The organism is Shewanella sp. 1311 (assembly GCF_059338235.1).
Window position 1 is genome coordinate 4,099,180 of the sequence record NZ_CM181686.1, and the last position, 14,588, is coordinate 4,113,767.

The 14,588-nt window shown below is 45.2% G+C and carries 9 protein-coding genes; 5 read left to right on the plus strand and 4 right to left on the minus strand.

What is annotated here, in order from left to right; genetic code table 11:
- Positions 1-17: 17 nt before the first annotated feature.
- Entirely contained in the window at positions 18-1,763 is a 1,746-nt protein-coding gene (locus tag AC5YB3_RS18165; RefSeq protein WP_494525878.1) for a GGDEF domain-containing protein, read from the plus strand.
- Between the two features lie 335 nt (positions 1,764-2,098).
- Positions 2,099-3,868 (plus strand): monovalent cation:proton antiporter-2 (CPA2) family protein, encoded by a 1,770-nt coding sequence (locus AC5YB3_RS18170; protein ID WP_006080839.1) that lies wholly within the window; start codon positions 2,099-2,101, stop codon positions 3,866-3,868.
- 130 nt (positions 3,869-3,998) lie between these two features.
- Here AC5YB3_RS18170 and AC5YB3_RS18175 read toward each other — a convergent pair whose 3' ends face one another.
- Positions 3,999-6,461 carry a TonB-dependent receptor gene (locus AC5YB3_RS18175; protein ID WP_494525879.1) on the minus strand — a complete coding sequence of 821 codons (2,463 nt, stop codon included), beginning with the start codon at positions 6,459-6,461 and terminating at the stop codon, positions 3,999-4,001.
- A gap of 859 nt (positions 6,462-7,320) precedes the next feature.
- Here AC5YB3_RS18175 and aceB point away from each other — a divergent pair.
- The 3 genes from aceB to AC5YB3_RS18190 all read left to right on the plus strand — a co-directional run bounded on the left by aceB (position 7,321) and on the right by AC5YB3_RS18190 (position 11,326).
- Positions 7,321-8,970 (plus strand): malate synthase A, encoded by a 1,650-nt coding sequence (gene aceB / locus AC5YB3_RS18180; RefSeq protein ID WP_012588216.1) that lies wholly within the window; start codon positions 7,321-7,323, stop codon positions 8,968-8,970.
- Between the two features lie 140 nt (positions 8,971-9,110).
- On the plus strand, positions 9,111-10,436 hold the full coding sequence (gene aceA / locus AC5YB3_RS18185; protein ID WP_011846253.1) for an isocitrate lyase: 1,326 nt from the start codon (positions 9,111-9,113) through the stop codon (positions 10,434-10,436).
- A 521-nt stretch (positions 10,437-10,957) separates the two neighbouring features.
- Positions 10,958-11,326 carry an acyl-CoA thioesterase gene (locus AC5YB3_RS18190; RefSeq protein ID WP_006080843.1) on the plus strand — a complete coding sequence of 123 codons (369 nt, stop codon included), beginning with the start codon at positions 10,958-10,960 and terminating at the stop codon, positions 11,324-11,326.
- 80 nt (positions 11,327-11,406) lie between these two features.
- Here the strand turns inward: AC5YB3_RS18190 and AC5YB3_RS18195 are convergent, their stop codons facing one another.
- From AC5YB3_RS18195 to yiaY, 3 genes are all read right to left on the minus strand, one after another.
- On the minus strand, positions 11,407-11,613 hold the full coding sequence (locus AC5YB3_RS18195; RefSeq protein WP_006080844.1) for a hypothetical protein: 207 nt from the start codon (positions 11,611-11,613) through the stop codon (positions 11,407-11,409).
- Between the two features lie 289 nt (positions 11,614-11,902).
- Positions 11,903-12,268: a hypothetical protein gene (locus AC5YB3_RS18200; protein WP_006080845.1), complete on the minus strand. Its 366-nt coding sequence runs from the start codon at positions 12,266-12,268 to the stop codon at positions 11,903-11,905.
- A gap of 848 nt (positions 12,269-13,116) precedes the next feature.
- Complete coding sequence (gene yiaY / locus AC5YB3_RS18205) at positions 13,117-14,265, minus strand: L-threonine dehydrogenase (protein ID WP_259504737.1); 1,149 nt, start codon at positions 14,263-14,265, stop codon at positions 13,117-13,119.
- Positions 14,266-14,588 lie beyond the last annotated feature (323 nt).

Genomic DNA, 14,588 nt, shown 5'->3' on the forward strand with positions numbered 1-14,588 from the left:
GTTCGGGCATATTTTGTATGCCCTTAATGGCTGCAACTATCAATTTTGATGAGGTATTAGCTGATCTGGAGCAGCTACAACATACCGATATGCAAAGTGCAATCACTAAGCTCCATGAACTTGAAGCTGATTTCGAGCATATGACGCGTTTTCAGCAAGGTCGTTTATTGGTATTTAAAGGGACTTCATTTATTTATTCAGGTCAATATCAAGAAGCCCTAGATAATTTAATTCAATCTGAAAATTTAGTTCAAAATAGCGATTATTTATTTTCTGCCTATAGCTATGAGGCAACTGCGTACATCGCCCTACGGAACTTTAAAGACGCTTTTGTTGTAATGAGCAAAAGCCTAGGGCTAATAGATCGAATAGATAATATAGATATCAAACGTGCTGCATATCTACGTTTAGCCAGTTTGTACTCTGCAATGGGCATAAAAGAAGAGGTGGGAACCTACGCGGCTAAGGCAGAATCGCTTGCTTCAGCAGATAATGTAAAAGATATCTGTACTGCAAAGTTGTATTTATCAGTTTATCAATTAGAGCTAGAGGCCTTTACTAAGGCGTTTGATGAATTCCAGTACACACACGATTTTTGTGAGTCTAATGGCTTCCCATTGATTTCGTTTATTGCATTGAAAGGGATGGGTGAGTCTAAGTTAAGGTTGCAAGAATACTCTGCTGCAGTTGCTTTACTTTTGAAAGCATTAAAGGGATATGAGTCTTTTAATTTTCAACTAGAAATTAATAGTGTCCATTCTTTGTTAACCGAAGCGTATTTTGCACTAAAGCAATCTGCTGAGGTGGTCGAGCATGCCAAGTTCGTTACGTCATTACCTAATGATCCTAGTTATACCGAGTTAAAACATACTGTCTTTAAAGTGTTAGCGGGCTTAAATGCTGAGAATAAACAGTTTGAACAAGCCTATGAATATTCGAAAAAAGAGCAGTATTACAATCAGCTGATGTTTGATGAAGCGAAAATGAAAACGTTAGCGTATCAGGCGGCAAAGTTTAATGCTGATGAACAGTCACGTGAAATTAATTTATTGAATAAGGAACGTGAACTGTATGTCGCTCAGCAAACGGTAAAAGAGCGCGAATACACCAATATGCTGATGTTTGTCACTATTCTAGTAGGCGGACTGTTCTTCCTCGGGATTTTATTAGCTGTAGGCCAGATGCAGAAACGCAAGTTTATGCGTATGGCGAGAATGGATGCATTAACAGGCATCTTGAATCGCGGTGCAGGGCAAGAGTTAGGGGAAAACCTTTTTGTGCAAGCCACGGCCCGCGGTGGGGATTTCTGTGTCATTTTATTTGATTTGGATTTCTTCAAACGGATCAACGATTCTTTTGGGCATGGTTCCGGCGATTGGGCGCTTAAAAAGGTGGTTGATTCCCTTAAATCCCATATCCGAAATGGTGATGTTTTTGCTCGTATCGGCGGCGAGGAGTTTGCGATTTTATTACCCTATGCCGATGAAGAGAAAGGCATGGAAGTGGCTGAGCAGTGCCGAGCCCGTATCGAGGCCATTGATACCCAACATTCAGGACATAAGTTCGTCATTACGGCGAGTTTTGGCGTGAGCGGTTTAATGGCTGATGATCTGAGTTTAGATCCATTATTTCACCGAGCCGACATGGCGCTTTATGCCGCTAAGGCCAATGGCCGCAATGCCGTAGTACGCTATTCTGACATCTTAAAATGTGACAAGCAGGCAACTGATTTACGGCGTCATATCGCATCACCCTCGGTGTAATGTAAGCCGAGTGAGCATTTAGTCTCATCCTGAGTTGGCAAAAGTCCTTACTGGTTTTTATCCTTCCTTCATTTATGTCTCGTTTTGGGTTTTGCCGCCACTAACAAAAATGCGATAACAGTCTAAGGCGTCTCTGAACGCTCTTTTACCCAGCTTTGTTGCTCCAGTTGATTTCCCCCCACGCTTAAGTGTTTTCGTACCAAAATTTTCTCATTTTTAATGAATTGCCTTGACCTTGTTAATAAATAAATGGGATATCATAGTTGCTAATTCGCCTAGCTGCGGCTGGGCTATTATATGGAACACTGCGCATTCCTTTTTCCGTTGGAGCCTTCATGGAACAGTCGAGTTTACTCACGTCGGTGCTGCTATTTTTATTGGCGGCGGTTATTTTTGTTCCTTTGGGTAAACGTTTTGGCGCCGGCCCGATTCTTTCCTACCTAGGTGCTGGCATCATTTTAGGCCCAGGCGGCATGGCCTTAGTTTCTGATCCTGCTGCTGTATTACATTTTGCCGAGTTAGGTGTAGTGCTGATGTTGTTTGTACTTGGACTCGAATTGAATCCAAGTAAATTATGGGAACTTCGCAGTGCTATCTTTGGTTTAGGCAGTGGTCAATTGTTGTTGTCATGGGCTGCGATTGGTGGTTTGGCTTGGGGCTTTGGCTTGTCTGTTGACGCAGCTTTAGTGGTTGGCGCCGCGCTATCTTTATCATCGACAGCCTTTGCCGTGCAGTTAATGAGTGAGCATAGGTTGCTCACAACCCCACTCGGGCGTGATGCCTTTGGTGTCTTGTTGATGCAAGATCTTGCCGTTATCCCCATGTTGCTGCTGACGGCATATTTGGCGCCCAATTCGGCGCAGATTGAACATCATGCCGTGCCTTGGTATTGGACCTGTCTAGCCCTAGTAGGGTTTGTGTTAGTGGGCAAATACTTACTGCCAAAACTCCTAAAATTAGTAGCAAGCAGCGGGGTGCGTGAAGTGCTCACCGCTTTTGCGTTACTGCTCGTGATGGGCAGCGCTGAGTTAATGGAGTGGCTTGGACTCTCTGCGGGTATGGGGGCATTTTTGGCGGGTATTATGCTCGCAAACTCAAGTTATCGACATCAACTCGAAACCGACATCGAACCCTTTAAAGGCTTATTGCTCGGGCTGTTTTTCATGGCGGTCGGTATGAGTATGGATTTGAAATTATTGATATCAGATCCGCTACTTATCTTAGGTATTTTGATGGCGATGCTGCTGATTAAAACGTTTGTGCTGATGGTGCTGGGCCGCATTCGGCACCACAAATGGCGACCGAGTATTGCGTTGGGGTTGATCCTTGCCGAAGGCGGTGAATTTGCCTTTGTGCTGTTATCCCAGGCGCAGTTATCTGGCATTGTCGGCGATAAAATTGCGCAAGTGCTAGTGCTGGCGATTGGTTTGTCTATGGCGGTAACGCCGATATTGTTTACCCTGTTTCGCGCAACTAAGGCAAAGGTGGTGGACACTCGCCTGCCAGATACGATTAATGTCACCGAATCTGAAGTGGTGATTGCCGGTTTTGGCCGAGTAGGCCAGATAACCGGGCGTATTTTGGCCTCCTCTGGGATCCCTTTTGTCGCATTGGATAAGGATGCGAGCCATGTGGATGTGATTCGCAAATATGGCGGTGAGGTCTATTTTGGTGATGCCAGACGCTTAGACATGTTGATGTCGGCGGGGATCGCGCGCTCGCGTTTGTTATTGCTGGCTGTTGACAGTGTTGAGGATTCCATCGAAATCGCCCAGCAAGTGAAAACCCATTTTCCCCATATCCACATAGTCGCGCGGGCAAGGGATCGTAACCATGCTTATCGTTTGATGAGCCTTGGGGTGACAGATGTCTTTCGTGAGACCTTTGGCTCGGCGCTCTCGGCCAGTGAGAAGATCCTCCAAGGTTTAGGTCTATCTCAGGTACAAGCCAACGAGCGGGTAAAAATCTTTGCTGAGCATGATAAGAAACTGGTGATTGCGAGTGCGGCTCATCAAAATGATTTAGCGACGTTAATCAATCTATCGAATAAGGGTAAGGCAGAGTTGGAATCCCTTATGCGCGGCGATAGGGAGAATGTCAGTTAATACGCTGGGTATCATTTGCCATTATCGGTTGAGGATTTAGATGTCAAAAGAGAGCATAAATGCTCTCTTTTTCTGTTGGAAACATATCCACTTTCGCGCTGCTGTTTAGCGCTTAAAAACTATTTAGCGTTCAAAAACTATAGCTATATTGCAGTTTGACGTTGCGTTCTTCACCCGGCATACCGCCTAAGAACATCGCTTTACTGTAATAGTCTTTATTGAATAGATTATTGATATTAAGCTGGATTTTCCAAGAATCAGTGCTGTAACTCACCGCCGAGTCGACGACAGTATAGCTAGGCACGTAACCGTCTGGAATACCAAATGAGCTAGAGTGCGTGCTGCGATCATCTACAAATTTAGCACCAAGGCTTAATTCGATTGGGCTTGATAAGCTAAACCAATCGGCGCCATAGGTCACCCAAGCGCTGGCAGTGACATAAGGCACGCCTTTTTGACGGCTATTGTAGGTTAAACTACTTGGATTTTGTTTATCCCTTGCATCTTGGTACATGCCGTTAAGGTTGATACGCCAGCTGTCGTTTAAGTGGGCATTAAGATCGAGTTCAATACCTTGAGTGTCTTCGCTGCCATTGTACAAATACACTGGGATGTTAGGTGTTAATATGCCATTGGTATAATCAGGATTGTTATAGGCGACATTAGTGCGCGAGCTTTTAAACAATACCAGTGAGCCCAGTAATTGATCCTCAAATGCCTTAAAGCGCATACCTAAATCATTACTAATCGATTCTGAATCATCTCGGTTGGTAGCATTATCTTTTACTGCATCGAGCACACTGTAGGCGGTGCGTCCCTTTGAGTGATTGATAAAGAATGATAAATCCTCTATCGGCATGTAGGTCAAGCCTAAGTTATAGGTGATGCCGTTATCTGTGGTATCGGCCTCTGGAGTCGCTTGGGATTGGCTAATGCTGTAGCGAGGATCAAGGCCTAAGTGTTCATAACTTTGTTTTATCTCGTTAAAGGCAACGCCTACACGCGTGGTGAAGCCATGTCCTAAATATCCCACGTGTTGTACGCCTAAACCCCAAGCGCTGACCTTTTTGTCATAGTTCGCGGTCTTGAGTGGGTCATAGTCTTCAAACTTACCTGTGCCCCAATTAGGATTACGGATGTCGTAAATATAAGGCAGGGAACCTTGATAAGTGATGTCTCCATCCTTATTTTTATAGATTTGATCGGCATCGAAGATAGAATATTGCTGGAAACGAATATTACGGTCTTCATAGTTGGCATTGACCAATAATTCATTGTCTATATTGCCAATTTGGAAGTCATAACGTAGATCGGCAAAGTACTGCCACGACGTCTCGTCGGCATCGACTTTACGGTATTCCTGACGTCTTGCGGCAAAAGGATAAAGTACGCCATTTTCAACTAATGGCGATCTAGGCTCTTCGTTAATCACGTCGGTAAGAACGTTTTTAATCTTGATGTTACGCTTCCAATAGACGTAGTTATAGGCACCTGTTTGGCGGGCGAAACCTGACGTGTAGTCGCGATACTGCAATTGTTGATTGAGGAACAAATTGTCAGTGAAATAGATATTATGTGTCAGTTTAAATCTTAACTCTTCACCCTCATTGTCCTTCGCCATCGGCGAAATCAGCCCTGCATCACCAAACGAATAGGGTGTTAAGCCGTCAGCGTCCGACAACGAGGCCGCTAACTGCTGACGCTGTGCATCGGTGAGTTGTAGACCATTACCATTGGGATCATTGACCAGATCTTGCCACGTAACCTCGCCAGCGCCCTTGCCGCCGACAGATTCTGCATTGTAAATCCGAATCGGGTGACCAATTGAATCAACGGCAATAGCATCTTTGATGTAAGCACCTGAAAGCATTAAATCTTGGCTATCACTTAATACCCATTTTAAGGCGCCATAGATTTCGTCTCTGTCTGTACCTATATCGCGATACCCATCACTGCGGCCAGATTTAGCCACTAAACGGTAGGCGACATCATCACTCAGGCCGCCCGTGCTATCTAGAGCAAGGGAGTAGGTGTCCCATTGGCCCATTTCGGCGCTGAACTTATGCTTTGACTCAAACTGCGGTTTCTTTTCAATCAGATTGATCACGCCGCCAGCACTTCCCATGCCATAGAGTCCAGTCGCTGGGCCTTTTAATACTTCGACGGATTCAACGTTGGTTAAAGAGCGCGTAGGGTTGAAGGTATTTCCTAGGCCTGCACCGCCATACATACCGTCATAGGTGTAATTTGCGCCTAAACCACGGATGACTATGTTGTCACCAATGCCATAGTTATTTCCCGCTTGAGTCACGCCACTGATGTTACGGATCAAGTCCTGCAGATTATCTGTACCTTGGGTTTCGATCAGCTCTTGGTCAACAATCACTACAGCTGCTGGGGTTTCCATAAGAGACATGTCGGATTTAGTCGCCAGCCCTGAATTCTTCACTACTGAGTTCTGTCTGCCATAAACCGTGATGCGCTCAACGTTGGCTTCAGCATTTGCTGATGTCGAGTTGGCTTCGGCGTGTGCGGTTTGTGATAAAACAGAAAGGCAGGCGAGTGCAGTTAGCGACAAACGAAATGGTTTCATTAATGGTTCCCCCAAATAAATAGGTCGCGAATAGTAATGATTTGCATTTAAGTTGGCAACAAATGTTTCAGTTCTTATTGTCAAAATGTGCAGTGCTGCCAATGAATGCTGCAAAAAGCATCTTTGCGAGCAAACCAGTAATGGGTTCTAGCAAGAGAGAAGCGTCATAAAAGGGCGGTTTTACGCTCCATCCCGTTGTAATTTCAAATTTGTTTCATTTTTTTTATAAAAAAGTGATTTATTTTTTGAGTTAACCATCACATCCCACCTTGTTGATCGGGAAACGCAACCTAGTGCTTAGCTGGTATTACACTCGGCCGTAATTTCGTTTACGTAAACGTCAAAATAAAACGGTCGTTTTAATTTGTGGTGATGGTGGCAGTCATTATCATTATGATTTATATAGATTTAGCTTGCTTCCCTCTAGGTTAGTTCAAAACATTGGGTATTTTCTACTTAGGTCTAATAGGGTGCAAATGATGTATTTATATATTTACTATAAGTAATTTAATTACGTAAATAATTACTTTGCATAGAGGTTGGTAAAGTTGTCTGACAAGTTTCATTTAATTCAAATTTTCAAATGTAATTAAAATGTTTAATGTGATTTATATCATTATCTTAAATTGTTTTTTATTACTTGGTCAGACCAATTTTAGCATGGTTTTTACTTAGGTTAATGCCCGTTTTTGTCAATCTTGGACTGTTGCAAATACAAACGTTTGTCGGTAAGTTTTAGTTCTAAACAAACATTTGATGGTTTTTTGGTGAGTTTATAAGCAGCGGTGATTGGGGATGCTACTGCTTTATATGTCAGCGTTAAGCCTGTGATAGTGGAGCCTCTTGGGAGGGCATCAAGATGACGGAACACACTTTGAGTGAACAGCAATTGAATTCGACACTGGGTAAAGCTACAGCAAACGCCACGCTTAATATTGTGGGTCGTGACATTCCAGGCCAAGAAGTCATCTTTACCGAAGGGGCTGTCGCCTTACTCGAATCCCTTTGTCGTGAATTTGCCGACGAAGTACCTGCCTTACTCGCTAAACGTAAAGATAAGCAAGCGCGTATCGATAAAGGATCATTACCCGACTTTCTGCCTGAAACCCGCGCTATTCGTGATGGTGCATGGCAAATTCGCGGTATTCCCGATGACTTGCTTGACCGCCGCGTAGAAATCACAGGTCCCGTTGAACGTAAGATGGTGATTAACGCACTCAACGCCAATGCCAAAGTGTTTATGGCCGATTTCGAAGATTCTTTAGCACCAAGCTGGGAAAAAGTCGTCGAAGGTCAAATCAATCTACGTGATGCCGTGCGTGGTGATATTGAGTACACAGCACCGGACACAGGTAAGCACTACAAATTAGGACCAAATCCGGCAGTGCTTATTTGCCGCGTTCGTGGTCTGCATCTTAAAGAAAAACACGTGCAGTTTAACGGCAAAGCGATTCCAGGCTCACTGTTTGATTTCGCACTGTATTTCTACCACAACTATCGCCAACTTTTGGCCAAGGGCAGTGGTCCATACTTTTATATTCCTAAGTTAGAAAGTCATGTTGAAGCGCGCTGGTGGGCAAAAGTGTTTGCTTTTGTTGAGGAAAGATTTTGTCTGCAAGCGGGCACGATTAAATGTACTTGCCTGATCGAGACGTTGCCGGCCGTGTTCGAAATGGACGAAATCCTCTACGAGCTGCGTTCCAATATCGTCGCACTGAACTGTGGTCGCTGGGATTACATCTTCAGCTATATCAAAACATTAAAGCGTCATAGCGACCGAGTCTTACCGGATCGCCAAGCCGTCACTATGGATACGCCTTTCTTAAGCGCTTATTCAAGACTCTTGATTAAGACCTGCCACAAACGCGGTGCGTTAGCGATGGGCGGTATGGCGGCCTTTATTCCAGCCAAAGATCCGGTTCAGAACGAAGCGGTATTGCAACGAGTCCGTCGAGATAAAGAGCTCGAGGCGCGTAACGGCCACGATGGCACTTGGGTGGCACACCCTGGTCTTGCCGATACCGCTATGGGTATTTTCAACGAATACATAGGCCAAGATCACTGTAATCAATTGCATATTACCCGTGATGTCGACGCGCCAATCCTGGCTAGCGAACTGCTTAAAACCTGCGACGGTGAGCGCACCGAACAGGGGATGCGTCTGAACATTCGTATCGCACTGCAGTATTTAGAGGCGTGGATCAGCGGCAACGGTTGCGTACCCATTTACGGCTTAATGGAAGATGCAGCTACGGCTGAGATTTCTAGAGCTTCAATTTGGCAATGGATCCAACACGGTAAGTCGCTATCAAACGGCAAACTCGTGACCAAGCAACTCTTTAAAGACATGTTGGTTGAAGAGCTGTCAAACGTGAAAAAAGAAGTGGGTAGCGACAGATTCACCCATGGCAAATTCACCCAAGCGGCGGTATTGCTCGAAGATATTACCACCTCCGACGAGCTGGTCGATTTCTTAACCTTACCCGGTTACGAAATGCTGACAGCCTAGGATGAACCCATTTGCTTGAACCGTTTTATATCAATCAGATTTAGCTGTGGCGGGGCTACCGCCAACCAAACAATTTAGCAGAGTGAAACTGGGGGGCAGTTTCATGATAGCTACAACATCAAAGAGAAAGGAGCGACACTATGACTAAGGCAACGACTCAGAATTCACGTCAAGAGCAGATTGATGCAATCAAGAGAGATTGGGCAGAAAACCCACGTTGGAAAAACGTGCGTCGTCCTTACACCGCGGAAGAAGTGGTTGCACTTCGCGGTTCAATCGTGCCTGAGAATACTATCGCTAAGCGTGGTGCGGCTAAGTTATGGGAACTGGTTAACGGCGGCGCTAAAAAAGGCTACGTGAATTCGCTCGGTGCGTTAACGGGCGGTCAAGCGGTACAACAGGCGAAAGCGGGTATCGAAGCGATTTACCTTTCTGGTTGGCAAGTGGCTGCCGATGCTAACTTAGCCGGCACTATGTACCCAGATCAATCTTTATACCCAGCGAACTCAGTGCCAGCTGTGGTATCCCGTATCAATAACTCTTTCCGTCGTGCTGACCAAATTCAATGGGGCAATGGCGTTAATCCTGAAGATGAAAAATTTGTTGATTACTTCCTGCCAATCATTGCTGACGCAGAAGCGGGTTTTGGCGGCGTATTAAATGCCTTCGAACTGATGAAGTCGATGATCGACGCGGGCGCTGCTGGCGTTCACTTTGAAGATCAGTTAGCTTCAGTGAAGAAATGTGGTCACATGGGCGGCAAAGTATTAGTGCCAACCCAAGAAGCGGTACAAAAGCTGGTTGCTGCACGTTTAGCGGCGGATGTGAGCGGTGTGGATACACTGGTTATTGCCCGTACCGATGCTAACGCGGCCGATTTGTTAACTTCAGATTGCGACCCATACGACCGTGATTTCGTGACTGGCGAGCGTACGAATGAAGGTTTCTACCGTGTTAAAGCGGGTCTTGACCAAGCGATTTCTCGCGGTCTTGCCTATGCCCCGTATGCGGATTTGATTTGGTGTGAAACCGCTAAACCGGATCTTGAAGAAGCGCGTGTTTTTGCTGAAGCGATTCATGCTCAGTACCCAGATCAACTGTTAGCGTATAACTGTTCGCCTTCGTTCAACTGGAAGAAAAATCTGGACGACGCCACTATCGCGCGCTTCCAACAAGCATTGTCAGACATGGGCTACAAGTACCAGTTCATCACTTTAGCCGGCATCCACAACATGTGGTACAACATGTTCGACCTCGCTTACGACTATGCTCGTGGCGAAGGCATGAAGCATTATGTTGAAAAAGTTCAAGAAGTTGAGTTTGCTGCAGCGAAGAAAGGTTACACCTTCGTCGCGCATCAACAGGAAGTGGGCACAGGTTATTTCGACCAAGTGACTACGGTTATTCAAGGTGGTCATTCATCAGTGACCGCACTGACAGGTTCTACCGAAGAAGAACAGTTTTAAGCAGTAAGCAGCGCTTAGGATGATCCATTGTGATTGTGGATCACTCCTCAGCACGCCTTACGTTGATGTATGTGGTGAGGCGTGGTTAAAAACTCGAAATAGAGGGCAAGGGCGGACTGTGATGAGTTACCGAGCTTGCAGCTTAAATATCGAGTCGAGTATGAAAGAGTGTTACCCGTAAGCCTGTGTTTAGCTGCTCTGCAGCTATTGTCCCCCGTGCAGTTCGCCTACATGTGCTGTGCGGGTTTTTAAGTCAAATTTTGTGACTTAACTTCCTACCCAGTAAGTTTTTGCTTGCCTTAGCTTGGCGACTCTATGAGTCGCTATTTTTTTGCTGATTGGTATCATATGGTGCAACTCTGATACGACTTGGTGCAGTAATCGGATTATTTTACAGCAGCTTATTGCTATCTCATTGTTATGTAATGGCTATCAATTGTGGCCTGAAAAATGCTCTGAATACAGTGGGAAGTTATAGCGCATTAAAGCTGATTGTTGGCATTCACATTGAGGTCACCGCCATGAAATATTACAGTCGCCGTTTAGTTAAGCCTGAACATTTAAATCCAGCAAATACATTGTTTGGCGGTCAGTTGCTCAGCTGGATAGACGAGGAGGCCGCTATTTTTGCTGCCTGCCAGATGAAGAGCACCAGCCATGTGACTAAGCTGATTTCAGAAATCAACTTTATGACGCCAGCGCATCAAGGAGATGTGATCGAGTTTGGTCTGGAGCTGGTGAGCCTCGGCCACAGTTCGATTACCGTAAGCTGCCAAGTGCGCAATAAGATGACGCAGGCGCCAGTGGTGAGCATAGATAAGATGGTGTTTGTGCATGTGAATGCCCAAGGATTGCCTGTGCCCCACGGTATTCGGGCGAATGCGGCTTAGCGGGTGTGGCGCTTGAAATGCGTGACGTTTGAATAGATAAGATACTTAAAACAGACAGTGACGCCTAGGCGTCACTGTGATTAGTCTTTGGTTAAATCTTCTTTTACCGATTTGACGGCATCCCGCGAGGCATGTCCTATGGCTTTGGTGGTGTCTCGGGTCGCGTGACCTATCTCAGTGGTGACATCTTTAGTGGTTGTGCCGATGGCACGGCCTGCGTCCTTTAAATCCGCACAGGCGGATGTAGCGAGCAATAAAGGAATAATAATGAGCGTCGCTTTATTCATTGTGATGCTAATCCTCAATTTAAGTTCGTAACTCAATTTACTGAGCCCTGCCATTTTTACAGTGCCAAATAACATTCGGGACAATATAACAGATCTTGAGCTTAATCACGCTATGGCACCATTATTTGCCGAATCGCTGTCGTAATGTCTTTAGGCAAGTTTGAGCAAGAGGTGTGGAGCAGATGGGGCGAAATGACGTCGGAGTTTAAGTTTTATGAATTCAGCAAATAAAAACGCCAGTGGCGTTTTGCGCACTGGCGTCTAAGGTCGCTAAATAATACTGCAAAGATTATTCGAGTTTGGCTAAGCGTTGTTGATAGTCTTCAATCAGGTGCTGCATGATTTCTTCCGGTGCAGCATCGTCACAGCAATCATCTAAAAAGATTTTAAAGGTGACTAAGGCATGGCCGTCATTTTTGAGTCTGTCACTCTGCATTGAGAAGTAAGCATCTTCATTTTCGGCTTTACGAACCACAAACTTATTTGTTTCGAAGGACTTATCCCCAGAAAGCTCGTGCCACTTAGTGATGCGATTTAACGCGATTTCACAGGACTGGTTCATTTCAATATGATTTAACCAAGTAACGGGATGTTCAGGATCTTTGTAATGTGGACATCTAACTGTGTAGTTATATACATGGGTGATTGCAGTCATAGCGTACCTACCTGTTCGAGGATATTGTTGCCATCATAGGCATCGTTTTTGAATTCGGTCAATCATTAATTAAGTCTATTTAGCCTTGATGTTTTTTGACGGAGAAGGATAGTTACTGCATGAAAATTAACCATTTACTTAATCTGTCATGTCTCTATTTAGCATGAGTTTTATGCCAATAACTTTGTGCTAGATCTCAGTTTTGGGTGAAGTTTCGCTTTTGCTGAATTACTGATTAATAAAGCAACAACTTGGTCGTCAGTAAGTCTTATTGAGTGTAAGTGATAAAAAGAGTGAACAGCGGAGTAAATAGGTTAATTAGGCTTTGGTGGGCGTAATACGATTAAGTGGCAGTATAAGTTGTCGCAGAGGAAACGCAGAAGGCAGAATGGACAGAGGCCCATTCGTTAGAACGGGCCTCTCAGCTGGCTTCATCTTTTGCAGGGAAAAAGCGAACTGGGGCCATCTTATCGGATCTGTAACAGTCTGTAACCCACAGAGATCACGTTTTTTATATCATTTTGCTATGAATATTTGAGGTTCAGATCCTTTCTTCTTGAATATGTGGATTTGTGAGTGTTTTGTCAGTGCAAAGGTGCATAGACACTGAGTTTTATGTTGGTTTTTGTTGCTCAATTTTTAAGATAGTAACCTTGTCGATACCGGTATAAAAAAGGCCTCAATAGTGCAGCGATATTTTGTGCACTATTGGAGCCCAAAACGCATTCATTGGAGGATGAAGTCGTGTTTACGCACTAGCAGGACAATCAGTCGTTATCCAGCAAGTTAGCGCACGATTGCTGTGCGATAACTTGCGATTGATAAAGTATGGCGATTACAGCGCACAATTACAGCGCATTAGTGAAGATCTGACAGATCTCCGCATGGGTCGCTTGTTTTGGATTGGTGAATCCACAGGCATCTTTTAACGCGTTATCCGCAAGTGTTGGAATATCTTCCGCTTTCACGCCTAACAAGGTCAGATTTTCTGGGATCTTAACCGCAACAGACAGCTTTTTGATTGCCGCTATCGCCGCACTGGCACCTTGCTCATCGGTCATGCTGGACACATCCACACCCATAGCCTTGGCAATGTCTTTTAAGCGAGCAGGGACGACCTGGGCGTTATATTCCTGTACATGGGGCAGCAGCAGGGCGTTACACACACCGTGGGGCAGATCGTAGAAACCGCCTAACTGGTGCGCCATCGCATGCACATAACCTAAGCTGGCATTGTTAAAGGCCATACCCGCTAAGAACTGTGCGTAGGCCATTTGTTCACGGGCGTTGATGTCTTGACCGTTTTCAACCGCGTTGACTAAGTTAGCCTGAATCAATTCCATGGCCTTGATCGCGCAGGCGTCGGTGATCGGGTTGGCAGCAATAGACACATAGGCTTCAACCGCGTGAGTCAGTGCATCCATACCGGTTGCGGCCGTGAGGCTCGCAGGCTTTTTCAGCATGAGCTCAGGGTCATTGACCGACAGCAAAGGCGTAGTGTGCTTATCGACAATCGCCATTTTAATGTGGCGGGCTTCGTCGGTAATGATACAAAAGCGCGTCATTTCACTGGCAGTACCTGCCGTCGTATTAATAGCCACTAATGGCAACTGTGGTTTTGCGGATTGATCTAACCCTTCGTAATCCTTAATGCTGCCGCCATTGGTGGCAACAAGGGCGATACCTTTGGCGCAATCATGGGGTGAGCCGCCACCGAGTGAAATCACAAAGTCACACTTGTTAGCTTTTAACAGGGCTAAACCGGCTTCGACGTTCGTCACGGTTGGGTTAGGTTGTACGCCATCATAGATGGTGGAGGTAATGCCATTTTGACCGAGTTTTTCGGCCACTTCACCGACTAAGCCAATTTTGACTAAGGGTTTGTCTGTCACTATGAGTGCGTGTTTAAAGCCTAAGGTTTTGATGTCACCGATAGCGTCATCCACTGCGCCTTGGCCTAATACGTTGACAGAAGGAATAAAAAATTTAGCAGCCATAAAATCCACCTATTTGCTTGTAAAGATTAAGTTGTGTTCTTTTCTGGTGATCAAGCTACCAATTTGGAGGTAGTGAAAGTGTGAGCTCGATCGAGTTCGGCGCTTATCTGGAGGCAATTTCCCACTAAAGTTGGAACTCGGTAACTAAACTTCGGACTTTTATGACGGGTATTAGTGTTGGCGTACGATATGGTTTTTCTGGGGGGTAGCGCCGTGATGACGCATCATTTCTGTGTGTTTTTTACTGGTCTTGTTATCTCACTTTTCATCCCACTTTTTAGCTAACATTTGACGGCTCAATTGTTAAATCTAACAGAGGTTAA